Below are 22641 nucleotides of genomic sequence, written 5' to 3' on the forward strand. Positions count from 1 at the left end.
CGTTTTCCCTACTGCGACATACCCGAGAGGGGGAAGGCTCAGCATCCGTTTAGTCTTCGGGGGCTTTCTTGCGCCAGCGGATGCCGGCCGAAATGAAACCGTCCAGGTCACCATCGAAGACGTTGCTGGGGTTGTTCACCTCGTACTCGGTGCGCAGGTCCTTGACCATTTGGTAGGGCGCGAGCACGTAGCTGCGCATCTGGTCGCCCCAGCTCGCGGTGATGTTGCCGGCGAGCTCTTTCTTGGTCGCGGCCTCTTTCTCGCGCTCGAGTACCAGCAGCCGGGACTGCAGCACGCGCATGGCGGCGGCCCGGTTCTGAATCTGGCTCTTCTCGTTTTGGCAGCTCACCACGGTGCCGGTGGGCAGGTGGGTGATGCGCACGGCGGAGTCGGTGGTGTTGACCGACTGGCCGCCAGGGCCGCTCGAGCGGAAGACATCCACTCGAATATCGCCGTCGGGCACCTCTATAGACTCGGTCTGTTCGATCAAAGGCACCACCTCGACCGCGGCGAATGAGGTCTGGCGCTTGCCGGCCGAGTTGAACGGGCTCATCCGTACCAGGCGGTGGGTTCCGGCCTCGACGCTGAGCGTGCCGAAGGCGTAGGCGGCATCGACCTCGAAGGTCGCGCTCTTGATGCCGGCTTCTTCGGCGTAGCTGATGTCGAGCACGGTCGTGCGGTAGTCGTGCTGTTCGGCGTAGCGCAGGTACATGCGCAGCAACATTTCGGCGAAGTCGGCGGCATCCACTCCCCCGGCGCCGGCGCGAATGGTGATGACGGCGTTGCGTTCGTCGAATTCGCCGTTGAGCAGGGTCTGCACTTCGAGCTCGCCGAGCAGCTTCTGCAGGCTGACGAGTTCGACGCCGGCCTCGTCGGCCAGTTCCTGGTCACCCTGGCCGTCATTGGCCATCTCCACGAGCACCTCGAGGTCATCGAGGCGGACTTCGATGCTTTCGATGCGGGCCAGTTGCGACTGCCGGTGGCTGAGGTCGCTCGTCACCTTCTGGGCGTGCTCGGTGTCGTCCCACAAGTCGGGCATACCGGCCTCGCCGCTGAGGTCGTCAATCTCCGCGCGCAGTCGATCAATGTCGATCACCGAGCGGATGTCGCCAAACGTGGTCCGCAGCGCGGCGATCTGTACTGAGAAATCCAAGTCAATCATGTTCTGTTCAGCCTACCGGGCGAAGGCGCGGTGCTGCCGAGCTGGTGGGCGCACCACTCGAACAGCACTCCGGAAAACACGGTCGGGATCGCACGTGCCGGATTACAGGGGCGGGATCGTACGGGTCTGAGCAGCACGGGTCGGGATAGCACGGTCGGGATTGCACTGCGAGTAGCATCGAACCGATGAGCAACCACGAGCGCCCCTTCAGCCTGCGCTCGGTCGCCCTGGTCGCGTTCCTACCGACCCTGCTGTTCTCGATCGGCGAGGGCGCGATTATCCCGCTGATTCCCCTGGTTGCGACTGACCTCGGTGCCTCCCTGGCCATTGCCGGTGTGATTGCAGCGATGGTCATGCTCGGTGAGCTGGTCGGCGATATTCCCAGCGGCTGGATCGTCTCGCGCATCGGGGAACGGAACGCGATGATCTGGGCATCCGCTCTCACCATCGGTGCAGTGATCGTCTGCATTGTCGCTCCCAACCCACTCGTGCTCGGTCTCGGCATTTTTCTGGTGGGCCTCGCCACAGCCATTTTTGCGCTCGCCCGGCATGCCTTCATGACCAACTATGTGCCGCTGGTCTACCGGGCCCGCGCGCTGTCGACCCTCGGCGGCGTGTTTCGAGCCGGCTGGTTTGTCGGCCCCTTTCTCTCGGCCGGCCTGATTCACCTCACCGGTGGTACGCAGGCCGTGTTTTGGGTGTTCATCATCTGCTGCGTCGCCGCATCAGCGACGCTGCTGTTGTTGCCAGACCCGTCGAAAACCTTTGCCACTCCCTCCGCTGATACGACCATATTCGACGCCACCGACACGAGCACCGGCGCGATCAGCAGCACCGGAACGGCGCGACCGGCCGTGCCGGTGCAGGGATTGTTCCAGACCATTTGGAGTCACCGCGGAGTGCTTTTGCGGCTCGGTACGGGCGCCGGTCTGATCGGTGCGATGCGGGCCAGCCGCACGGTGATGCTGCCACTCTGGGCGGTCAGTATCGGCATCAGCGCCCCCGACACGGCGTTGATCATCGGCATCGCCGGCGGCATCGACTTCGCCCTGTTCTATGTCAGCGGCCAGATCATGGACCGGTTCGGCCGCATCTGGAGCGCGCTGCCCTCGATGATCGGCCTCGGTGCCGGCCACCTGGCACTCGCGTTCACCCACGACCTGCCGAGCAACGTGGGGTGGTTCATCGGCGTGGCCATGTTCCTCTCGCTCGCCAACGGGGTCGGCAGCGGCCTGCTGATGACGCTCGGCGCCGACCTCGCTCCGCGGCCGAATCCCGCACCGTTCCTGGGCGCCTGGCGGTTCACTGCCGACTTCGGCAGTGCCGCAGCTCCCCTGGCGGTCGCCGGCATCACCGCCCTGGTCTCGCTCTCGGTCGCCAGCGGCGTCATGGGGGCAATTGGCCTCTGCGGCGCGGTGCTGCTGCGCCGCTACATTCCGCGCTACGCCCCGCATCGCCCCGGCCGCCTGCTCTGACAGGGCGAACCTGACCGGGTGGAATGTTCTCGGCGGCTCGCGCGTTGGGCCAAATATGCCCCTCATCGGAGAATACGAGCCAAGCACCGCCCAGTGGGTGCGCGACCAGGTCGACCTGTACGAGAAGTCCGGCGGAACCGAGGGCACGACTCTGCGTGACATGCCCGTGATCGTACTCACCACCGTCGGCCTCAAGAGCGGCAAGTTGCGCAAGGCACCGCTCATGCGCGTCGAACACGACGGCCACTATGCCGCTGTCGCCTCGCTCGGTGGCAGCCCCAAAAACCCGGTCTGGTACGCCAACGTCATCGCGCACCCCGAGGTGGAGCTGCAAGACGGGCCCGAGAAGTGGGACATGCGCGCCCGCGAGATCACCGGCGACGAAAAGGCCGTCTGGTGGGAGCGCGCCGTGGCAGCGTTCCCCGACTACGCCGCCTACCAGGTCAAGACCGAGCGGAAGATTCCGGTTTTCGTGCTCGAACCCATCGAATAAAGGTGGCGAAAGCAGCCACCCGCAAGGCGTCGATCGACCGCATCACGCTGCCCGACCTCGCCGACGACGACGGGGCGCAGCTTTGCTCCGGCGACGGTCGCGAGGCCGAGCGCTACACCGGCGTGAACCTCGACGGCCGCGACCTGACCGGTATCACCTTCGGGGAGTGTGAATTTGCGGGAGTCTCGCTGCATGAGACCAAGCTGCGCGGAGCATCCTTCTCGGAATGTCTCGCCACTGATCTGCATGCCCCGGTGTTCAGCGCGCCGCGCTCGAACTGGCGTGACGTGCAGCTCAACCACGCCCGACTCGGCTCGGTCGAGGCCTACGAGGCGACGCTGCGCTCGGTGCACATCGACGGGTCGAAGCTCGATTTCGTAAATCTGCGCAACGCGACCCTGACCGATGTGCTGCTGAGCAACTGCATTATCGACGAGCTCGACCTCGGCAGCGCCACCGTGCAGCGCCTCGAACTGCAGAACTGCCGCATCGGCACCCTCGATGTCGGCGGCGCCAAGCTCAAGGACGTCGACCTGCGCTCGAGTGACTTCTCGGCCGTCCACGGCCTCGAGGGCCTGCGCGGTGCCACGATCGACGATGCCCAGCTCGGCATGCTGGCGCCGCTTCTCGCCGCCCACCTCGGCCTGCGCGTCGAATAAACAGGGCCTCGACGCCGCTCGATAAGCGGATGCCCGGGCCAGCCTCGTACGGCCGCCCGCGCGGGGTCGCCGCGTCAGGGAATCGCGACCGCGGTCAGCTCGAGGTCGGACTTCGGCTGGTCGCGCTGGGTCGCGATCGCAGCCCCGGCGGCCACGCAGACCACGACGATCGCGATCTGCTGCAGCAGCGTGAAGGTCTCGCCGAGCACGAGCGCGCCGAACCCGGCCGCGATCACCGGGCCGAAGCTTGTGATGATCGCGTACAGCCGAGGGCTGATCCGCCGCAGAATGTACGTGTCGAGTGTGTACGGGAAGGCCGAGGAAACCACTCCGACGAGCAGGAGCAACCCGACAACGCCCCAGGTGAACGCCGACAGGTCGAGGGTGAGCACGGCGAACGGCACCACGATCACGAGGCTGACCAGGCTGGCAATGGAGATACCCTCAAGGCCGGCAAATTCGGTCGCCACCCTGCGGGTCAGCAGGATGTAGCAAAACCAGGAAGCCGCTGCGGTCAGGGCGAGCGCAATGCCGAGCAGGTCGAGCGTGCCGTCCGACCAGGTCAACAGAAACACACCCCCGGCGGCGGCCGCGGCGCACACGAAGTCCAGGATGCGGCGGCTGGTAACGAGGGCGAGAGCGAACGGGCCGAGAAATTCAATGGTCGCCGCAACGCCCAGCCCGAGCATGCTCACGGCCTGGTAGAAGCTGAGATTCATCACGGCGAGCACGACGCCGAGGGCAAGCGGCGGCCAGATGCGGCTCCAGGTCAGGTTCTTGAGCCTGGGCCGCGCCAGCGGCAGCACGACGATGACCATGACGATTTGTCGGGCCGCAACGACGACCGGCGAGCCGACGAGGGGAATGAGCAGTCCGGCCAGCGACGAACCGAAATTGATGCTGACTTCGGTGGCGAGTTGAGCTCCCGCACCCTTCCACTGCCCCCGCTTGGTACGCACACTACTCCTGTCGGCGCCGTCAGGGCACCTAGCGAGGGTACCGCGCGCGGCATCCGCTCTGAGCATGCGCGGACGACCGCGGCCTAGGGCTGCAGCGGAACGAAGGTGTATTCGCTGGTCAAATGTTCGTGCTGGCAGGCACCGCAGTAGAGCACTCCGGACACGCGCATCGCGTCGACCCGGGAGGAGCATTGGATGACCTTGGGCCCACAGCACGGCGAGATCACCATGAAGCCACCCGATTCGGCCGGATCGTGACCGCTCAATCCGCGGTAGTGATGCACTCCCTCGCAGGGGAGAAGAGACTCGAAGTCGAGCTGCTCCACACTGTGCTCATCGACTTCGTGTCGGTCTAGTAATGCATCCATGAATTAACAGCCGTTCTCGGTAATTCCCAGCCGCCATGCTGGGCCACGTCAACCGGTGGCGACCAGCCCGGTTGAACGACGACCCGAGGTCGCCAGCACTACCAACCGGGGACCGGGGCTGGAACGAGTTTCGACTGCGTAAAAATGTGATGCCTCCTACGGGTAAGAGGCCTCCGTGTCGGCTACGTGTCCGCTACGTGTCCGCTACGTGTCCGTGCATAGTACGCTTCCATCCTGAAAAAGCTAGTGCGCCTTTGTGGGCGCTCCCCGCCTACCCCGGCCATCTCCCTCGAGAGCGGGAAATGTGTTGCTTCACGGGTGCTGAGGCAGCAATTATCCCGCTCTCGCGGAAGGGGATGCTGCTAGTGGAACACAGCCCGGGACACCACCGTCACCTCAAGCGGCACCCCGTCGGGAACCACGAGGGTGAGCACGGGTGGGCGCCACCACGACCGCAGGGTCACCGACGCGCTCTGCCCATCAGCGGATGCCGCGCTCGTCACGCCGAGCGCCTCGAACGAGGGATGGGGAACGAGGCGCAGGTACTCGTCCACCGCGGCCGACACGTCATCGGAGCGCAGCTGCGGCCGGGGGCCCACCATGCCGACCTGCACCTCGCCGAGGGTGAAGGCCTCGGACCCGGCGAGCGCCGCCCCGTCGGCGAGGCTCAGCAGCCGCTTGTGCTCGAGGTAAAGCGACGTCGCTGAGAGTGCCACGAGCACGAGGCTCAGGGCGAGGAAGCCGTAGAAGATGATGAGCAGCAGGGTCGACCCGTCTTCGGCCCCGGCGTGCGGCAGGCGCCCGCTCATTCGAGGCCGCCAAATCGGGACACGATCTGCGTCGATGCCGCGGTCATCGGCACGCTCGCGCTCTGCTCGAGCGCGAGCAGGTCGGGCACGAGCGGCAGGGCGATGCCGATGCGCACGGTGACCGTCACGAGAGCCTGGCGGGTGAGGCATCGGCTCGGCCCACCGGAGCACTCGATCTGCACCTCGGCATCTCCGGCATCCAGTCCGTAGTCTTCGAGCGCGAAGGCCACGGCGCGCCGAGCGCGCTCGGTCGCCGTGGCCTGGTCCGGCGCCTGCACGTAGACCCTGGCTGCCTGCCGCGCGGCTCCCTCCACGGCGAGCGCACCGCCCTGCAACGACGACAGGGCGAGCACGAGGTAGACCAGCGGAACCAGCAGGATCATTCCCGCCGTGATGAATTCCAGCGAGGCCGAACCGGCCTCACTTCCAGGCGCCCCGGAGCGACTACTCCAGCGTTTCGACCGCGGCATGCGCGACCACCTCCAGTCCGCGCGGGGCACCGAGCAGGCCCATCAGTGGCAGCGGCGCCACCACCCGCACTTCGACGCTCGGGTAGTCGGCACGGGTGCCGTAGCGAGCGACCACATCGGTGGCATAGGTCAATCCGATGGCGGTCGTGATCAGATCGCGCGTTCGCGCAGCTCCGGCGGGCAGGCTGCTATCGGCGAGTGTGGCATAGCGGGCGCCCTCGGCCGCGGCATCGAGCACAGTGTTGCGAATGTGCAGCGCGAGCGCCAGCTGCATGACCATGAGCGTGAGAAAGGTCAGCAACGACACCACCATGACAAACTCGGCCACGGCGCTACCCGCCTCGTCGCGCAACTCGTGAAGGCGCAACCAGGCGAGCCGCCGCATCCGCTTATGCATGGGTCGGTCAGAAACTGCTGACGCGATCCATGGCCTGCTGGAAGACCCCGCTGAGGGCCGGACCGGCGAGCCCCCAGATGATCAAAACCAAACCGGCCGTCATGAGCGTGATCAGCACCCAACCGGGCACGTCACCCGTCTCGTCGCGGAGCAGACCCTTGAGGCGAAGCATGATTCGGGACATGGCATTCTCTTTTCTGGTGAGCGGAACGGTACCGGGCAGTGCGTTTAGAAGCCGGACTGCAGAACAACCAGGCCGGGAAATACAGCGAATAGAACGGTCATCGGCAAAATCAGAAAAACCAGCGGCACGAGCATGGCAACTTCCTTCTTGCCGGCCATCTCGAGTAGCGAGCGTTTCGTCTGGTCGCGGGAATCCTGGGCCTGCGCGCGCAACACCTCGGCGATCGGCGAGCCCCGGTCGAGAGCACCGGTGACCTGATCGACAAATCGGGTCACCTCCGGCAACTGGATGCTCCGCGACAGCGCCAAGAGCGCCACCCCGAGCGGTACCCCCGCGTGCACCTCGGTGATCACCCCCGCGAATTCTCGCGACAGCTCCCCCGAACTCGTGCGGGACACCCGCCGGATCGAATCCAGGATGCCTTCCCCCGCCGACAGCGAGAGGGTGAGAAATTCGAGAATGGTCGGCAACTCGCTGCGCATGCGGGCCAACCGGGCGGTGGCGGCCCGTTGCAGGAGCCAGTCCCGCAACACGGCGCCACCGATTCCCGCCACGAACGGCACTACCACGCGCGCCGGCCACGGCAGTTCCGGCAGGGTGACGATGGTGATCACCGTGCCGGCGGCAAAGGCGAGAAGCGCCCAGACCAGTTGCACCGAGCGAAACTCCAGCGCGGTCTTCGCCGAGCCTGACTGGTGGAGCCGGCGCGCGATGAACTCGCTGCCGCCGAGCAGGTTCGACAACCCGCGGGTGAGCGCCCCGAACAGCGGCGCAAACAGGCTGCCCAGCACAGGAATCGGGTTGACGGTTTTTCGGGCGACGATGCTGCGGGCTTCGGCGGAGACGTCGAGAATGTACGGCACGACCCGATCGATCAGACGGGGCCGGGTCAGCCGCGGCGTCAGGCTCACGAGCGACCACAGCCCCACACCGAGACCGCTGCCGCAGAGGACGGCCCAGCCCAGGCTCGCGCTCATGGCCTGCACCCGCCGGCTACGCGAACCATCGGCGTTCCTCCGGCAGCCGGCCGAGCGCGAGCATGACCCGGTAGGCCACGATTGACAGGGCCAGGCCGCTCGCGATCACGGCGACGCCAGCCGGCGAGTTGTAGGCGACGGCAGCCTCCGGGCGGGACGCGAGCAGCACCAGGATAATCCACGGTGCGGCCACCCCCAGTCGAGCCGCATTGACGACCCAGGACTGCCGCGCCTCAACTTCGAGCCGTACCGCGGCATCCTGCCGTAGCCAGGCTGCGAGGCTGCGCAGCACCACGGTGAGGTCGCTTCCACCCACTTCCCGGGCCATGCGCAGGGTTTCCAGGATGCGATCGGCGACCGGATCGGCGAGGGAGCGTTTGAGTTCGTCGACGCAGTAGCTGAAATTGCCGGTGGCCCGGTACTCCCGCTCGAACTGGGCAAACGCCGTGCGGGTGGCCACCGGTCCGGCCTGAGCGAGGCTACTCACGCTGTCGGGCAGGGCCAGCCCGGAACGCAGTGCCGACACGAGATGGTCGACGACATCGGGCCAGACCGTGCGATTGGCCCGGCGCCGGGCCGCGGCCCGCCACGAGACGATCAGCCACGGCAGCAGCACTCCGACCAGTCCGGCGACGGCGCTCAGGGCCTGTACGGCGAACAGGCCCTGCATCAGGGCAGCGGATGCCACACCCACGATCGTCGACACCGCCAGGAACGCCGACACCGGCACTGACCGCAGCCCGCCCTGAACCAGGCGCACCCGCATCCGCTCCCCGGCGCCCGCCCGGCCTCCCGCGGATACAGCGCCGGCCGGCCAGAGAAACGGCGCCAGCAGCAGCACGAGCCCACTCCCGAGCAGGCACCCCAGCACGAGAGTCATGCGGCACCCTGCCGCAACACCAGTGCCGGGTCGACGCCGGCGGCACGAAATTTGGCGAGCTTGGTGGGATGCGAGCCGGTCGGCTCGAGGTGCCCGTGCGGGGACAGAAACAGGGGGCTCGCCTCGATCGTCGAGCCGGCCAGTTGGCCGCTCGGCGCAATGATCTCGGTGACCCGGCGACGGCCGTGCCGATCAATCTCGCAGTGCACCACGATGTCGATGCAGCCGGCCACCGTCGGCAGCACGAACGACGAGTCGATGTTGCGGCCGGCCAGCAGCGGCAGGGTGGAGAGCTTGGCCAGCGCGTCCCTGGCACTGTTGGCATGAATCGAGCACATTCCGGGGAGCCCGCTATTAAGGGCGATCAGCAGGTCGAGGCTTTCAGCCTCGCGCACCTCACCGACCACTAGCCGGTCGGGCCGCATGCGCAGGGATTCCTTGATCAGGCGGCGCAGGGTGATTTCGCCGGTGCCCTCGAGGCTGGGCTGCCGGCACTGCATCGCGACGACGTCTCGTGCCGACAGATCGAGTTCGAAGGTCTCCTCGACGGTCACGATGCGCTCACCCGGCCGCGTCGACGAGAGCAAGGCGTTCAGCATCGTGGTCTTGCCGGTCTGGGTGGCGCCGGAGACCAGAATATTCTGGCCGCCGAGCACGCAGATCCGCAGAAAATCGGCGGCCTGCTGGGTGAGTGAGCCGAGCCCGACGAGCTGGTTCAGATCGCGAATACGCCGGGTGAACTTGCGGATGTTCACCGCCCAATATTTTCGCGTTATATCTGGGATCACGACGTGAAGTCGGGAACCGTCCGGTAGCGAGGCGTCGACGAACGGCGACAAGAGGTCGACTCGGCGACCGGACGCCTGCAGCATCCGCTCAACGAGGTCGCGCACGTCCTGCTCGCCGAGCAGCAGCGTGGTCAGCTCTGGGACCCCGTCGCGGGCGACGAATACCCGGGCCGGCCCATTGATCCAAATCTCTTCGATCTCCGGATCATCCAGAAACGGCTGCAAGACGCCGAAACCGGTCAGCGCGGCCACAACCTCGCGGGCGGCCTGGTGCTCGTCGGCGATCATCGGCGCGAGCCCGCTGAGCGCCCGCTCGCTGTACCGGCGCAGTTCGTCGCGCACGTACTGCTCGACCAGCGCGTTATTGGCCGCCAGGTCGACGCCCTCGCGGCGCACCCGCGATCGCACTTGCTCTGTGATGATACGAACGGCTTCGGTCATCCCCGTATAATGGCCTCATTTGCCGTTCTGCGTATAAGTTATCCACAGGGCTTGTTTTTAGGTGCCCCGAGCCCCAAAAATGGTCGCAACGGATGCCGGGCATCCGTTGCGATTATCAGCGATCGACCCAGCGTCAGCGCGCTGACCAGCCGCCGTCCATCGTGTAGCTCGACCCGGTGACCATGGCAGCATCGTCGGAGGCGAGCCAGGCCACGAGCGACCCGACCTCGGCTGGTTCAACCAGTCGTTTGATCGCGCTCTCGGTGAGCATGATCTTGCTGAGCACCTCGGCCTCCGGAATACCGTGCACCAGAGCCTGGTCGGTGATCTGCTTCTCGACCAGGGGGGTGCGCACGTAACCGGGGGCCACGCAGTTGCTCGTCACTCCGTGCGCCCCGCCCTCGAGGGCGGTCACCTTGGACAGGCCTTCAAGCCCGTGCTTGGCCGAGACATAGGCACTCTTGAACGGCGAGGCACGAATGCCGTGCACCGAGGACACGTTGATGATGCGCCCAAAGTTCGCCGCGTACATCTGCGGCAGTACGGCCCGAATCAACAGGAACGGGGCCTCCAGCATAAGCGTGAGAATGTTGTGAAAATCGGCCGGATTGAAGTCCTGGATCGGATTGATCCGCTGAATTCCCGCGTTATTGACCAGAATGTCGACGCCGTCGAGAGCAGTGGCAAGAGCGTTATCGGTGAGGGCCTCGGTGGCCATCAGGTTGACGGTCCAGATTGATCCACCGACCTCCTCGGCCAGGGCGGTCGCCTCCGCTGTGTCGATGTCGGCGACGACGACGTGCGCGCCCCGAGCGGCGAGCGTTCGAACGACGGCCGCGCCGATTCCGCTCGCCCCGCCGGTGACGAAGGCGCGACGACCGGCGAGGGGCTGGCTCAGGGTTCGAACGGAGACGCTGCTGGCAAGGAAGGTGTTGGCGCTGACGGCGTCGGTGAGATCAGTCATTTGGTTCCTTTTGGTTGCGCGATCGCTGCAGGGTGGGTCGGTCTGAGGCGGGGCACCCACGGCGCCCCACCTCAGACGATCGAATGAGTTGAGCCGGTCAGTTGCCGGAGGAGGCGGGCTCGAGCCCATGCTTGCGGGCATCGACCGCGTCGACCTCGCGCAGCGATGCCCCCTTGGTCTCCTTCAGGGTGACGACGGCGACCACGGTGATCGCGCAGGCGATCATGATGTAGATCGCGACGGGAACCCACGTGTTGTACTGCTGCAGCAGCGCGGCGGCAATGATCGGCGCCATCGACCCGGCCAGAATCGACGTGACCTGGTAGCCGAGTGATACCCCGGAGTAGCGCATCCGAGTCGGGAACATTTCGCTCATGATCGCGGGCTGACCGGCATACATCAGGGCGTGGAAGCAGAGCCCGACCGTGACGGCGAGAATGATGAGCACCGGGTTCAGCGTGTCGAACATGGGGAAGGCGAAGAATGCCCAGCTGGCACCTAGCACGGCACCGGCGAGGTAGACGGGCTTACGGCCGAGGCGGTCCGAAAGGCGGCCGACCTGCGGAATCACGATGAAGTGCACGACGTGGGCGATCAGCAGGGCGATCAGCAGCTGGCCCGTGTCGTACTCGTGCACCGTCTTCAAATAGACGATCGAGAAACTCACGATGATGTAGTACAGGATGTTTTCGGCGAAGCGCAGACCCATGGCTCCGAGGATTCCCTTGGGGTACTTCTTCACGACCTCGAGCACGCCATAGTTGACGGCCTTCTCGGCCTCAACCTGGGCACGGGCCTCAAGAAAGATCGGGGCTTCGCTGACGTGGGTGCGAATGTAGTAGCCGATCACGACGATGATCGCGGAGAGCCAGAACGCCACACGCCAGCCCCAGCTGAGGAACTGCTCGGGCGGAAGGAGCCAGGTCATGGTCAGCAGCACGAGGGTGGCGAGCAGGTTGCCCACCGGAACGGCGGCCTGCGGCCAGCTTGACCAGAAGCCACGCGACGCGTTCGGGCTGTGCTCGGCGACGAGCAGAACGGCGCCGCCCCACTCGCCACCGACGGCGAAGCCCTGGATGAAGCGGAGGGCCACGAGCAGCGCGGGGGCCCAGTAGCCGATGGTGTCGAAGCCGGGCAGGCAGCCCATGAGGAAGGTGGCGGCACCAACCATGATGATCGTCACCTGCAGGGTGTGCTTGCGACCGAGTTTGTCACCGATCTGGCCGAACACGATGCCGCCCAAAGGCCGCGCAATGAACCCGACGGCGTAGGTGAGGAAGGCGGCGATAATGCCGTCCAGCTCACTGCCGGCGTTCGGGAAGAAGACCGTGCCGAAGACCAGGCTCGCGGCCGTGGCATAGAGAAAGAACTCATACCATTCCACGACCGTGCCCACCATCGACGCGGCGACGATCTTCTTGAGGCCGGACTTTTCAGTTTCGCTGCCGGCGGTTGGCGTGGTCTTACCGGAATCGGCAGCCCCAACGCGTTGATTGACACTCATTGTCTGTCTCCTTTGTGTCGTCAATGACACGTGCTGTGCGGTGAGAAGTGCGCGGAAGATTTCGGCCGCCTGGCTGAAGCACGACCTGACTGAGTATTCCCGCAGGACGGCCGGGCAACAAGAGTCAAAATGACAGAGCGCGTGTGCATAATTGCAGATATGACCTTTGAACCGGCTGGTACCGACCCACACCCCGATGATCTGCTGATCTTTCTGGCCGTTGCCCGCACCGGGCGTTTCACGACCGCCGCCGAGGGCCTGGGCCTCAACCACACCACGGTGTCCCGGCGGATCGCCGCTCTGGAGAAGGCGCTCGACGGTCGTCTGTTGGCCCGCGCTGTCGGCGGCTGGGAGTTGACCGAGCTCGGACACCGAGCCCTGACTGCGGCCGAAGGCGTCGAATCGGCGCTCACCCTGCTGCGCAGCTCCGCGACAGATTCCCCGCAGCTGTCCGGAGTGGTGCGCATGTCGGCCACCGACGGGTTTAGCGCCTACATCGCCGCCCCGGCCGTGGCAGCGCTACAGCGACGGCATCCGCTGCTGCGAGTTGAAATCGTCACCGTGACACGTCGCGCCCTGCAGCACCGCTCCGGCCTGGATATCGAGGTCGTGGTCGGTGAGCCGCAGGTGCACCGGGCCGAATCGATCCTGCTCGGCTATTACCACCTCGGTATGTACGCCTCCCGGCCGTACCTGGCCGAACACGGCACTCCGACGACGGTGGAGGAGCTGACGCAGCATCCGCTCGTCTATTTTGTGGATTCGATGCTGCAGGTCGACGATCTCGACGCGCCCAGGCGGCTGGTACCGCAGATGCGGGAGTCGCTCAGCTCGACGAACGTCTTCGTGCATGTCGAGGGCACCAGGGCCGGCGCTGGAATCGGCTTCCTGCCGTGTTTCATGGCCGATCAGCACGCTGATCTGGTACGGGTGCTGCCGCAAAGTTTTCAGGAGCGACTGCCGTACTGGATGGTATTGCGCACCGAATCGCTGCGGCTGCCCGCCGTGGCGGCACTGGTGGGCGCCCTGCGTGCCCAGATGGAATCGTATGCCGCGGCGTTGCTTGGTCATCACGACGGCCAGCGAGATCCTGCCGCGCAACTGGCCGTCTAGACTAGGAGCACACCGGCGGGAGTGGTGGAATTGGCAGACACGCAGGATTTAGGTTCCTGTGCTTTCGAGCGTGGGGGTTCAAGTCCCCTCTCCCGCACACGGTCATCGGGCGTCACCTCCCCCTAATGCCGGGGCGGAGCGGCCGGGCAATTTCCCACGATTGCGCGATACTCTGGGCTCGTTATCCGCTGCACTCACCCGATAAATGCCCGCCGCCAACTGGAGTTCCCTGCATGAATCCCACCGCACTGATTCCCTGGCTCGACCCGACCCAGATCATCGAATCGGCCGGTCCGTGGGCGCTGCTCGTCGTCTGTGCCATCGTCTTCGCCGAGACCGGATTGCTCGTCGGATTTCTCCTCCCCGGGGACACGCTGTTGATCATCACCGGCCTACTCGCGTTCCCCGCAGCCGGCGTGATTCAGATCGACATCTGGTGGGTCGCACTGGCCATTGGCTTTGCGGCATTTCTCGGCGGCGAGGTCGGCTACCTCATCGGTCATAAGTTCGGCCCGCGCGTCTTCGAACGCAAGGAATCCGGCCTGTTCAGCATTAAAAACGTCGACCGCACCAATGCATTCTTCGTGCGTTTCGGCGGCGTCGCCGTCATCGTGGCCCGGTTTGTGCCGATCGTGCGTACCTTTGCCCCGGTCGCCGCCGGTGTCGGCCACATGGACTACCGCAAGTACACCCTGTACAACCTGATCGGTGCCCTGCTCTGGGGAACCGGGCTGACCCTTGCAGGCTATTTTCTCGGCTACATTCCGCCGGTCGCTGACTTCGTGACGGCCTACATCGACCTGATCCTAATCGGTGCCGTCGTGATCACCCTGATCCCGACGGTGTACCACTACGTGCAGTCGGTCGTGAAGGCCCGTCGCCTGCGCGATCGGCCCAGCGAAGCCACCGGCAGCCACCTGCTCGACCCCGACACGTTCAAGACGAACCACTCCGGCCGGCACGAGGTCTGATCAGCTGCTTCTGATCAACTGGTTCTGATCAGCTCAGCGGTGCTGCTGGTCTTCGTGCTCGGCGTGCTCGGACGGTTCCAGCTGAAAGGTGGAGTGGGCGACGTCGAAATGCTTCGCCAGGCACCCCGACAGCTCGTCGAGCAGGGTGCCCGTGCCGGCAGCGAGCACCGTCGGTTCGACGACGACGTGGGCGGTGAACACGTGCGCGCCGCTCGTAATGGCCCAAACGTGCACGTCGTGCACGGCGACGACACCAGTGGTACCGAGCAGGTGGCGCCGAATCTCGGACACGTCCGTGTCGGCCGGTGTTGACTGACTGAACACCCGCACGACGTCCCGCAGCAAGAAGTAAGCGCGCGGCACGATCATTCCGGCGATGACCAGCGAAGCGACAGCATCCGCCCCCGCAAAACCGGTCAAGAGGATGACGATGGCCGCGACGATCACAGCTACCGACCCGAGAGCGTCACCGAGCACCTCGAGGTAGGCGCCACGCATGTTGATCGACCCGGCGGCGGCCGGACGCAGCAGCACCATAGCCGCCACGTTCGCGGCGAGACCGATGATCGCAACGACGAGCATCGGAGTGCCGAGCACCTCCGTGTCGCTCGGGCGCACCAGCCGCAGCACCGCCGCGACGGAGACGATACCGGCCACCACGAGCAGGATCAGACCATTGATGAGCGCGCCGAATACCTCAGCGCGCTGAAAGCCGAAGGTGGCCCGGTCCGTGGCTGGCCTTGCCGCGACCAGGGTGGCGGTCAACGCGACGATGAGCCCGAACAGGTCGGAGAGCATGTGCCCGGCGTCGGCCAACAGGGCGAGCGAGCCGGTCAGCCAGGCTCCCAGTACCTCGAGCACCAGAACGGAACCCACGATGCCGATGGCGATCGACAAACGCCTCCGATTCGATCCGGTGCCGTGCGCGTGATCGTGGCCCATGGCACAAGGTTAGGGCCGTGGTGGGCTGCTCGCCAGCCGCCCGGCGAGTTGGCAGTGAATCAGCTGCCGAGCACCTCGCGCAGTACCGGAACGAGACCCTCGAAGGCGATCGCCCGATGGCTAACCTGGTTTTTCACGTGCCCCGAGAGTTCGGCGGCCGAGATGGCATAGCCCTCCGGCAGAAAGATCGGGTCGTACCCGAATCCATTCTCGCCGGCCGGTTCGAACAGAAGCTGCCCCGGCCATTCGCCGGTCACGGCACGTTCGGTGCCGTCGGGCAGCGCGAGGGCTGCCACGCAGGTGAAGTGCGCGTCGCGGTGCTGCTCGGGAACGTCGCTGAGCTGCCAGAGCAACAGGCGCAGATTCTCGCCAGCATCTTTGGCCGGGCCAGACCAGCGCGCAGAAAAGATGCCGGGCGCTCCGCCGAGAATGTCGACACAGATGCCGGAATCGTCGGCAATGGCCGGCAGCCCGGTGTGCGCCGCGGCAGCACGGGCCTTGATCAGGGCGTTCTCGGTGAAACTGACGCCGTCTTCGACCGGCTCGGGGCCGTCGTAGGCGAGCACCTCAACGCCCGGAAGCTGTGGGGCCAGGATGCGCCGCAGCTCTTCAACCTTGTGGGCGTTGTGCGTGGCGAGAACGATCTGCACGTGTCAGTTCCCCAGCGCGCTGGTCTGAAACTCGGTCAGGGTGACGGCGCCCTTCAGCGCCAGATCGAGCAACGTGTCCAGTTCACTGCGGTCAAACGGTGCCGCCTCGGCGGTGCCCTGCACCTCGACGAATTTGCCCCGACCGGTCACGACCACGTTCATGTCGGTGTCGGCTCGCACGTCTTCGGTGTAGGCCAGATCGAGCATGGGGACACCGCCGATGATGCCAACTGACACGGCCGAGACGCTGTCGATGAGCGGCTGCGCCTTCTGCGAGATGAACTTCTTGCTGCGACCCCACTCAAGCGCGTCAGCGAGGGCCACGTAGGCGCCCGTGATGGCCGCGGTGCGGGTGCCGCCGTCGGCCTGCAGCACGTCACAGTCGAGCACCAGGGTGTTCTCGCCCAGCGCCTTCATATCGACGACAGCGCGCAGGCTGCGGCCGATCAAGCGGCTGATCTCGTGGGTGCGGCCGCCGATCTTGCCCTTAACCGATTCGCGGTCCATGCGGCTGTTGGTCGAGCGGGGCAGCATCGAGTATTCGGCAGTGACCCAGCCCTTGCCCTTGCCGCTCATCCAGCGCGGAACGCCATTGGTGAACGATGCCGTGCAGAGCACCTTGGTGCGCCCGTAGGAGATCAGTGCCGATCCTTCGGCCTGGTCGCTCCAGCCGCGCTCGATCGTGATCTGGCGCAGTTCGTCGTTGGTGCGCCCGTCGGCGCGCAGGGTTTCGGTCACGGTGTACTCCTAGTGGTTCGGGTTCAAGACGGAAAAGGGTGGCGATGCGAGTGCGCTCAGATTGATCGCGCCGGTTTCGATCAGTTCGACCCGGTTGATTTCGGGGCCGATCAGGCGATGAGCGAGGGCCAGAAAATCCTCGGCGCTGTCACCGGTGGCCTCGTAGCGATAGGTCGGCGGACTCTTGCGGCCACGTTCGAGCCCCTGGCTGACCAGCACCCGGTAGACGTCGTTGGCGGTTTCGGTGTCGCTGGAGACCAGAGTCACGCCCTCCCCCATGACATATGAGATCGCGCCGCGCAGGAACGGATAGTGGGTACAGCCGAGCACCAGGGTGTCGACCTCGGCCGCGCGCAGCGGTGCGAGGTATTCCTCGGCGACGGCGAGCAGCTCGGCGCCGGTCGTGACACCGGCCTCGACGAACTCCACAAAACGGGGACAAGCCTGGCTGAACAGGGAGATTTGGGGCGCCGCAGCAAAGGCATCGTTGTAGGCGCGGGAGTTGACGGTGCCGACCGTTCCGATCACCCCGACCCGCTGGTTACGCGTGGTCACGACCGCACGCCGAACTGCGGGCTGGATGACTTCAATCACCGGAACGCTGTAGCGTTCGCGGGCATCGCGCAGCATGGCCGCCGACGCCGTGTTGCAGGCAATGACGAGCAGTTTCACGTCCTGGGCGACGAGGTCATCGAGCACGTCGAGTGCGAAACCGCGCACATCGGCGATCTTCTTCGAGCCGTAGGGCGAGTGCGCCGTATCGCCGATATAAAGGATGGATTCGTTCGGTAACTGGTCCTTGATCGCCCGGGCGACGGTCAGGCCGCCCACTCCGGAATCGAAAATACCAATCGGCGCATCCGTCACGAAGATCAAGCCTAGCCCGACCGAGCGGATAAGCTGTGCCGGGTGACCCCGTCCCCCACTTTCCCCGTTCCCGCAGATGGCGACCCGGCCGCCCGCACGCCGGCACTGCACTCACCGGCACTGCGAACCGACCGCTACGAACTCACGATGGTCGACGCCGCAATCCAAAGTGGGACCGCCGATCGCGAGTGCATGTTCGAGGCCTTCGCCCGGCGCCTGCCGGCGGGCCGCCGCTATGGCATCGTCGCCGGCACCGGCCGACTGCTGGACCTGATTCGGCAGTTTCGCTTCGAAACCGAAGAACTGACCTGGCTGGAGCAGAACGGGGTCGTGCGCACGCCCACCCTCGACTATCTCGCCAATTACTCCTTCAGCGGCAACATCTGGGGCTATCAGGAAGGGGAAGCCTACTTTCCCGGGTCGCCGCTTCTGCTGGTGGAAAGCACCTTCGCCGAGGGCGTCATTCTGGAGACACTCATTTTGAGCGTGCTCAACTACGACATCGCGGTCGCGAGCGCGGCCGCGCGCATGGTCTCGGTCAGCCTCGGCCGCCCGATCGCCGAAATGGGCTCACGCCGCACCAATGAGCATTCGGCGGTCGCTGCCGCCCGCGCCGCATTCATCGCCGGCTTCGCCTCGACCAGCAACCTCGAAGCCGGCCGCCAGTGGGGCCTGCCAACGATGGGCACCGCCGCGCACTCATTTATTTTGCTGCACGACAGCGAAGAAGAAGCATTCCAGGCGCAAGTGGATGCCTTCGGTGCGGCTACGACGCTGCTCGTGGACACCTACGACGTGCCCGCCGGCATCGCCCGGGCGGTCAAGGTCGCTGGCCCCGACCTCGGTTCAATCCGCATCGACTCCGGGGATCTACCCACCGTCGTGGCCGCCGCGCGCGCCCAGCTTGACGCGCTCGGCGCGGTCAACACGAAGATCACGGTCACGAGCGATCTCGACGAGTTCGCCATCGCTGCCTTGTCGGCCAGCCCGGTCGACGCCTTTGGCGTCGGTACCTCGGTGGTCACCGGTTCTGGCGAGCCGGCCGCCGGCCTGGTCTACAAGCTCGTCGCACACAAGGGACACGGCGATGACTGGATTTCCGTTGCCAAGACCTCAACCGCGAAACTCTCCATCGGTGGACGCAAGAGCGCACTGCGCCGAGTGGATGGCGCCGGTATCGCGCAGGAAGAAATCGTCGTGCTCGACCATGGGCCCGCTGCCCAGTTCGATTCCCGCAGCGGACTGGAACGAACACTCCTCGTGCCCCTCATCGAAGGCGGCACTGTCGACAATCGCTACCTGGGATCTGCCGGGACCCTGCGCGCTCGCGCGCATAATGCATCCGTTATGCAGGAATTGCCGATTGAAGCGTTTCGGCTCGGGCGCGGCGAGGCTGTTATTCCGACCTCGTACCGCTAGCTGCGGCCGGACTACCTGCTACTTGGCCTTCATCTTTTCGTAGATGGCCTTGCAGGTCGGGCAGACCGGAAACTTCTCCGGGTCGCGCCCCGGCAACCACTTCTTGCCGCACAGCGCCTTGACCGGCTTGCCGGAAATGGCCGACTCCATGATTTTGTCTTTCGGGACGTAGTGCGAAAACCGTTCGTGGTCGCCCGGTTCAAGCTGCTCCTGCTTGATGAGTTCTTCAAGCTCACGGTCGAGGGTGGACGTTCCGCCGCCGGGCTGGCCGGGTTCTGCAATGCTCGCGCGAAATTCAGTCATGGCACCAGTCTAAGCAATCTCGGGCCGGCTGGGCTGGCACGGGGTGATCAGGTAGGTGGTGATCAGGCGCGCTGCGCGGAGGCGAGCATCTCGGGTCCACGTCGTTCGAAGGTGCGCGAGCCGAGCCAGATTCCGACGATCACGGCGAGCAGACCGAGCCCGATTCCAGCTCCCAGGCTACGCAGATGCCAGACCGGATCCTCGGTAATTCCCAGGTACGCGAACAGGAGCGCGGGCAGCGCGAGAACGATCGAGCCGGTGAAGGTCAACGATTGCACCAGAGCCGCTGCCGTGTCGGAGGCCTGCGGCTGCGCAAACGGGCTGTCGCCGGGTTTCGTGACCGGGTACGGAAACCTCGTCGAGGTGTAGCTCGAAAAACCCAGACCGGCCAGAAGGATGCAGGTGCTCACTCCCAGCATGGATGGCAGCACCGTCCAGTCTCCGTAGAACCAGATACTGATGGCCGACCCCATGCCGATAACGGGGATGGCCATGACCAATGCGGGAACGAGCCGACCGATGCGGTCGGCTACCCCGCGCGTACCGGAGGCAACGTGCAGCCAGATGGCCGTGCTGTCGTAGGCGACGTCGTTGTGCATAGTCCAGCCGAGGAAGACGCACATGAGCGGAACCGGGACCAAGGCGAGGTAGTGCAAGGGCACACCGGCGATAATGAGTGGCAGGACCGCGATAATCGGAACGATCGGGATCATGATGAGCGATACCCAGTAGCGCGAGTCACGGGCCCAGTAAGTGAAGGTGCGCGCCGCGATGGCGCCGACGGCGTTGTGCGGCATGCGGTCGAACCAGCCCAGCCCAGAATACTGCTTCGCTGCCGCTTCGCGACCAGGCGACACGAGCATACGCGCCACGACCAGCTGCCAGATCAACCACAGGGTGTAGACCGACGCTGCAGCGATCACGAGCTTGAGAATGGCCGGGCCCCAGGCACCGGTGGAGGCGTCCCCGGGCACTGCCCAGGCTGCACCGAGCGGCGTCCAGCCCAGAATTGAGGCGAGCGTGCCGAGCAGGGTACGGCCGTGCCGGGCCCAGTCCGTGCTGATCAGCACCACGACCACCGGGGAAATCATGACCAGCACGACGACTCCGATGAGGCCGGTGAATTCTCGCGAACGCCGGGTGGAGAGCAGAAATGCTGCAAGGGATGCGCTCACTCGCGACAACAGAATGCAGGTGGCCAGGATGAGTCCGGCTGAGACGAGCGCGAGCAGCGTCTGGCCCACGCCACGCGACCAGGTAAACACTGTGCCGAGCAGAACAATGCTCAGCGTGACGGCCGGAACACCGATGAGAGCCGACCCTGCCAGGCCCAGCGACAGGGAACGATTCGGAATGCCCAGGAAGGCGAACTTGCGTGGGTCCATGCTGTCGTCGATTCCGGCGACGATCGGGATGAGCAGAAAGCCCAGCACCACCACCGATCCGGCCACGATGAGCGAATCACGAATCAGAACCGGGTCACCGACGAATCGCAGGGAGATCAGGGCGACGAGAAAAGTGATGGCAACGCCGAGCCCGTAGAGCAGGCCGACGAGCAGGCCGACGACCTGCCAGGGACTCCGGCGAAATAGGTTAGCGAGCAGCCGGAGTTTCAATCCGAAAAATTGTGCAACCATTCCATGCCCTCCGCCACCTTGCGCCCACCGGCGAGTTCAACGAACCGGTCTTCGAGCGTCTTCTGACCACGCACCTCGTCAACGGTGCCGGCAGCCAGGACCCGCCCCTGCACGATGATCGCGACGTGATCGCAGACCCGCTGAATCAGATCCATACCGTGGCTGGACAGCACGACGGTGCCGCCGGCAGCAACATACTTCTGCAGAATTTCGGTGACGTTGACCGCGGAAACCGGGTCGACCGACTCGAAGGGTTCATCGAGCACGAGTACGCGGGGGGAATGGATCATGGCACAGGCCAGGGCGATCTTCTTGGTCATGCCGGCGGAGTAGTCGGCGACCAGCCGGTTGAGTGCGTCCTCGAGGCCGAACGCCGCGGCCAAATCCGCCGACCGGGTACGCACAGTGTCGTTGTCGAGCCCGCGGAGCGTGCCAGCGTAATAAAGCAGCTGCGCCCCGGTCAGCCGATCGAACAGCCGAAGCCGATCGGGCAGCACCCCGATGACGCGCTTGGCGTCGTTGGGTCGCTTCCAGACGTCGATTCCGTGCACGGTGACGGTTCCGGCTGCCGGCCGAAGCAGCCCGGTGATCATGGACAGTGTCGTGGTCTTGCCGGCACCGTTCGGTCCGACGATGCCATAGAATGACCCGGCACGAACAGTCAGGTTGAGGTCGGAAACCGCGATGGTCTGTCCGAAGCGTTTGATCAGGCCACGGGCCTCGATCACAATCGGGGCCGGCTTGGCCACGGATGCGAGCACGGACTTCGGTTGTGCCTTCAGGCTCGCCTTCGGTCCGGCCTTCGGGGCCGTTCTGGGTGCCGTTTTGGGCGCTGACTGGGGCGCCGTTTGAATCTCGGATTGAGCCTCGGTCTGTGGCTCTAGCTCGGCTGGAACCTCGGTAGGTAGCTCTAGCTCGGCCGGAACCTCGGTCTGTGGCTCCAGCTCGGCTAGAACCTCGGTCTGGGGATCCGGCGCGGCCGGGTCTGTGGGCGCAGCGGTGCGGAGCCGGTCCTGGAGCGCATCACGCGTCGCATAGGGACGAGTCGTTTCGTCGGTCGCTCTGTTGGCGAGCGACGACGTCGTGGCCGCGGATGGTGCCGGAGCGGTCGTTGACGCGGGGATGGATGCCTTTCGAACCGCCGGCTTGCGCACGGTCGGTTTGCGTGCAGCCGGCTTGCGTGCGGCCGGCTTGGCCGGTGTGGCCGTTGTGTCAGAGGAGGTTGATGCGTTCGGTTCAGGCGCGGTCGATTTCTTAGCCGTGGCCGCAGCCGATGCCCCAGCGGCTGGCTTGCGTACAGCTGGTTTACGCGCAGCAGGTTTACGCACGGCAGGTTTACGCGCAGCGGGCTTCAGAACGGGAGGTTCCAGCGTGGCTGGTTCAACGAGAGCTGACTCAATTGCCGCCGGACCCGCGGCGTTGAGTTCCACGATCTTTTGTTCCACGGCGTTAGGCGCTTTCGATTCAGCGG

The 22641-nt window shown here is 65.4% G+C and carries 25 protein-coding genes and 1 tRNA gene; 7 read left to right on the forward strand and 19 right to left on the reverse strand.

Annotated elements, in window-relative coordinates; translation table 11 throughout:
• Positions 1-49: 49 nt before the first annotated feature.
• A complete protein-coding gene (gene prfB / locus E3O11_RS04765; protein ID WP_092449351.1) occupies positions 50-1162 on the reverse strand; it encodes a peptide chain release factor 2 in 1113 nt (370 codons plus the stop codon).
• Positions 1163-1347: 185 nt separating this feature from the next.
• Here prfB and E3O11_RS04770 point away from each other — a divergent pair, with 185 nt between their 5' ends.
• From E3O11_RS04770 to E3O11_RS04780, 3 genes are read left to right on the forward strand one after another with little or no spacing between them, the layout of a single operon-like run.
• Positions 1348-2637 (forward strand): MFS transporter, encoded by a 1290-nt coding sequence (locus tag E3O11_RS04770; protein ID WP_092449353.1) that lies wholly within the window; start codon positions 1348-1350, stop codon positions 2635-2637.
• 55 nt (positions 2638-2692) lie between these two features.
• Positions 2693-3130, forward strand: a complete 438-nt coding sequence (locus E3O11_RS04775; protein ID WP_092449355.1) for a nitroreductase family deazaflavin-dependent oxidoreductase — start codon at positions 2693-2695, stop codon at positions 3128-3130.
• 2 nt (positions 3131-3132) lie between these two features.
• Entirely contained in the window at positions 3133-3789 is a 657-nt protein-coding gene (locus E3O11_RS04780; RefSeq protein WP_092449357.1) for a pentapeptide repeat-containing protein, read from the forward strand.
• A 74-nt stretch (positions 3790-3863) separates the two neighbouring features.
• On the opposite strand, the gene E3O11_RS04785 is transcribed toward E3O11_RS04780, so the two are convergent.
• From E3O11_RS04785 to E3O11_RS04830, 11 genes are all read right to left on the reverse strand, one after another.
• The gene (locus tag E3O11_RS04785) at positions 3864-4748 is read right to left on the reverse strand and encodes an EamA family transporter (protein ID WP_241979031.1); all 885 of its coding nucleotides are present in this window, start codon (positions 4746-4748) and stop codon (positions 3864-3866) included.
• Between the two features lie 83 nt (positions 4749-4831).
• Positions 4832-5116: a hypothetical protein gene (locus tag E3O11_RS04790; protein ID WP_104132650.1), complete on the reverse strand. Its 285-nt coding sequence runs from the start codon at positions 5114-5116 to the stop codon at positions 4832-4834.
• A gap of 362 nt (positions 5117-5478) precedes the next feature.
• Complete coding sequence (locus tag E3O11_RS04795) at positions 5479-5925, reverse strand: pilus assembly protein TadG-related protein (protein WP_092449363.1); 447 nt, start codon at positions 5923-5925, stop codon at positions 5479-5481.
• Positions 5922-6395, reverse strand: a complete 474-nt coding sequence (locus E3O11_RS04800) for a hypothetical protein (protein WP_092449365.1) — start codon at positions 6393-6395, stop codon at positions 5922-5924. The genes E3O11_RS04795 and E3O11_RS04800 overlap by 4 nt, the downstream gene beginning before the upstream one ends.
• Positions 6370-6792 (reverse strand): TadE/TadG family type IV pilus assembly protein, encoded by a 423-nt coding sequence (locus E3O11_RS04805; protein WP_241994642.1) that lies wholly within the window; start codon positions 6790-6792, stop codon positions 6370-6372. Before E3O11_RS04805 ends, E3O11_RS04800 begins: the two co-directional genes overlap by 26 nt.
• Before the next feature lie 7 nt (positions 6793-6799).
• Positions 6800-6976, reverse strand: a complete 177-nt coding sequence (locus E3O11_RS17525; protein ID WP_166787485.1) for a hypothetical protein — start codon at positions 6974-6976, stop codon at positions 6800-6802.
• 44 nt (positions 6977-7020) lie between these two features.
• On the reverse strand, positions 7021-7953 hold the full coding sequence (locus E3O11_RS04810) for a type II secretion system F family protein (RefSeq protein ID WP_092449454.1): 933 nt from the start codon (positions 7951-7953) through the stop codon (positions 7021-7023).
• A gap of 16 nt (positions 7954-7969) precedes the next feature.
• Complete coding sequence (locus E3O11_RS04815; protein ID WP_092449367.1) at positions 7970-8833, reverse strand: type II secretion system F family protein; 864 nt, start codon at positions 8831-8833, stop codon at positions 7970-7972.
• Entirely contained in the window at positions 8830-10062 is a 1233-nt protein-coding gene (locus E3O11_RS04820) for a TadA family conjugal transfer-associated ATPase (RefSeq protein WP_092449369.1), read from the reverse strand. The genes E3O11_RS04815 and E3O11_RS04820 overlap by 4 nt, the downstream gene beginning before the upstream one ends.
• A gap of 133 nt (positions 10063-10195) precedes the next feature.
• Complete coding sequence (locus tag E3O11_RS04825) at positions 10196-10960, reverse strand: 3-hydroxybutyrate dehydrogenase (protein WP_092449456.1); 765 nt, start codon at positions 10958-10960, stop codon at positions 10196-10198.
• A gap of 163 nt (positions 10961-11123) precedes the next feature.
• Positions 11124-12530, reverse strand: a complete 1407-nt coding sequence (locus tag E3O11_RS04830) for an MFS transporter (RefSeq protein ID WP_092449371.1) — start codon at positions 12528-12530, stop codon at positions 11124-11126.
• Positions 12531-12689: 159 nt separating this feature from the next.
• On the opposite strand from E3O11_RS04830, the gene E3O11_RS04835 reads away from it, so the two are divergent.
• From E3O11_RS04835 to E3O11_RS04845, 3 genes are all read left to right on the forward strand, one after another.
• Positions 12690-13643 (forward strand): LysR family transcriptional regulator, encoded by a 954-nt coding sequence (locus E3O11_RS04835; RefSeq protein WP_198415547.1) that lies wholly within the window; start codon positions 12690-12692, stop codon positions 13641-13643.
• A gap of 15 nt (positions 13644-13658) precedes the next feature.
• Positions 13659-13740: transfer RNA gene (locus tag E3O11_RS04840), tRNA-Leu, on the forward strand.
• A gap of 136 nt (positions 13741-13876) precedes the next feature.
• Positions 13877-14614 carry a DedA family protein gene (locus E3O11_RS04845; RefSeq protein ID WP_092449375.1) on the forward strand — a complete coding sequence of 246 codons (738 nt, stop codon included), beginning with the start codon at positions 13877-13879 and terminating at the stop codon, positions 14612-14614.
• A gap of 33 nt (positions 14615-14647) precedes the next feature.
• Here the strand turns inward: E3O11_RS04845 and E3O11_RS04850 are convergent, their stop codons facing one another.
• The 4 genes from E3O11_RS04850 to murI are packed head-to-tail and all read right to left on the reverse strand — an operon-like array spanning position 14648 to position 17811.
• Positions 14648-15556 carry a cation diffusion facilitator family transporter gene (locus E3O11_RS04850; RefSeq protein ID WP_092449377.1) on the reverse strand — a complete coding sequence of 303 codons (909 nt, stop codon included), beginning with the start codon at positions 15554-15556 and terminating at the stop codon, positions 14648-14650.
• A 59-nt stretch (positions 15557-15615) separates the two neighbouring features.
• Positions 15616-16206: an RdgB/HAM1 family non-canonical purine NTP pyrophosphatase gene (rdgB, locus tag E3O11_RS04855; RefSeq protein WP_092449379.1), complete on the reverse strand. Its 591-nt coding sequence runs from the start codon at positions 16204-16206 to the stop codon at positions 15616-15618.
• A 3-nt stretch (positions 16207-16209) separates the two neighbouring features.
• Positions 16210-16944, reverse strand: coding sequence for a ribonuclease PH (gene rph, locus E3O11_RS04860; protein WP_092449381.1), 735 nt, complete (start codon positions 16942-16944; stop codon positions 16210-16212).
• A 9-nt stretch (positions 16945-16953) separates the two neighbouring features.
• Positions 16954-17811, reverse strand: coding sequence for a glutamate racemase (gene murI / locus E3O11_RS04865; protein ID WP_092449383.1), 858 nt, complete (start codon positions 17809-17811; stop codon positions 16954-16956).
• A gap of 147 nt (positions 17812-17958) precedes the next feature.
• Between murI and E3O11_RS04870 the strand changes: the two genes are divergently transcribed.
• Complete coding sequence (locus tag E3O11_RS04870; protein WP_233195346.1) at positions 17959-19230, forward strand: nicotinate phosphoribosyltransferase; 1272 nt, start codon at positions 17959-17961, stop codon at positions 19228-19230.
• 18 nt (positions 19231-19248) lie between these two features.
• On the opposite strand, the gene E3O11_RS04875 is transcribed toward E3O11_RS04870, so the two are convergent.
• The 3 genes from E3O11_RS04875 to E3O11_RS04885 form a co-directional block, all read right to left on the reverse strand.
• Entirely contained in the window at positions 19249-19533 is a 285-nt protein-coding gene (locus E3O11_RS04875; RefSeq protein ID WP_092449385.1) for a DUF3039 domain-containing protein, read from the reverse strand.
• A 62-nt stretch (positions 19534-19595) separates the two neighbouring features.
• Positions 19596-21170: a hypothetical protein gene (locus tag E3O11_RS04880; protein WP_092449387.1), complete on the reverse strand. Its 1575-nt coding sequence runs from the start codon at positions 21168-21170 to the stop codon at positions 19596-19598.
• Positions 21146-22114, reverse strand: coding sequence for an ATP-binding cassette domain-containing protein (locus E3O11_RS04885; RefSeq protein ID WP_166787489.1), 969 nt, complete (start codon positions 22112-22114; stop codon positions 21146-21148). Before E3O11_RS04885 ends, E3O11_RS04880 begins: the two co-directional genes overlap by 25 nt.
• Positions 22115-22641: the final 527 nt, after the last annotated feature.

Source organism: Cryobacterium levicorallinum (assembly GCF_004402405.1).
GTDB lineage: Bacteria > Actinomycetota > Actinomycetes > Actinomycetales > Microbacteriaceae > Cryobacterium > Cryobacterium levicorallinum.

Coding starts and splice junctions, on each gene's coding strand:
- E3O11_RS04880 (WP_092449387.1), bottom strand. CDS start 21,170: ATGGTTGCACAATTTTTCGGATTGAAACTCCGGCTGCTCGCTAACCTA.
- E3O11_RS04835 (WP_198415547.1), top strand. CDS start 12,690: ATGACCTTTGAACCGGCTGGTACCGACCCACACCCCGATGATCTGCTG.
- E3O11_RS04875 (WP_092449385.1), bottom strand. CDS start 19,533: ATGACTGAATTTCGCGCGAGCATTGCAGAACCCGGCCAGCCCGGCGGC.
- E3O11_RS04870 (WP_233195346.1), top strand. CDS start 17,959: ATGGTCGACGCCGCAATCCAAAGTGGGACCGCCGATCGCGAGTGCATG.
- E3O11_RS04830 (WP_092449371.1), bottom strand. CDS start 12,530: ATGAGTGTCAATCAACGCGTTGGGGCTGCCGATTCCGGTAAGACCACG.
- E3O11_RS17525 (WP_166787485.1), bottom strand. CDS start 6,976: ATGTCCCGAATCATGCTTCGCCTCAAGGGTCTGCTCCGCGACGAGACG.
- E3O11_RS04790 (WP_104132650.1), bottom strand. CDS start 5,116: ATGGATGCATTACTAGACCGACACGAAGTCGATGAGCACAGTGTGGAG.
- E3O11_RS04810 (WP_092449454.1), bottom strand. CDS start 7,953: ATGAGCGCGAGCCTGGGCTGGGCCGTCCTCTGCGGCAGCGGTCTCGGT.
- E3O11_RS04850 (WP_092449377.1), bottom strand. CDS start 15,556: ATGGGCCACGATCACGCGCACGGCACCGGATCGAATCGGAGGCGTTTG.
- E3O11_RS04845 (WP_092449375.1), top strand. CDS start 13,877: ATGAATCCCACCGCACTGATTCCCTGGCTCGACCCGACCCAGATCATC.
- E3O11_RS04815 (WP_092449367.1), bottom strand. CDS start 8,833: ATGACTCTCGTGCTGGGGTGCCTGCTCGGGAGTGGGCTCGTGCTGCTG.
- E3O11_RS04820 (WP_092449369.1), bottom strand. CDS start 10,062: ATGACCGAAGCCGTTCGTATCATCACAGAGCAAGTGCGATCGCGGGTG.
- E3O11_RS04795 (WP_092449363.1), bottom strand. CDS start 5,925: ATGAGCGGGCGCCTGCCGCACGCCGGGGCCGAAGACGGGTCGACCCTG.
- E3O11_RS04770 (WP_092449353.1), top strand. CDS start 1,348: ATGAGCAACCACGAGCGCCCCTTCAGCCTGCGCTCGGTCGCCCTGGTC.
- E3O11_RS04775 (WP_092449355.1), top strand. CDS start 2,693: ATGCCCCTCATCGGAGAATACGAGCCAAGCACCGCCCAGTGGGTGCGC.
- E3O11_RS04800 (WP_092449365.1), bottom strand. CDS start 6,395: ATGCCGCGGTCGAAACGCTGGAGTAGTCGCTCCGGGGCGCCTGGAAGT.
- E3O11_RS04805 (WP_241994642.1), bottom strand. CDS start 6,792: ATGCATAAGCGGATGCGGCGGCTCGCCTGGTTGCGCCTTCACGAGTTG.
- prfB (WP_092449351.1), bottom strand. CDS start 1,162: ATGATTGACTTGGATTTCTCAGTACAGATCGCCGCGCTGCGGACCACG.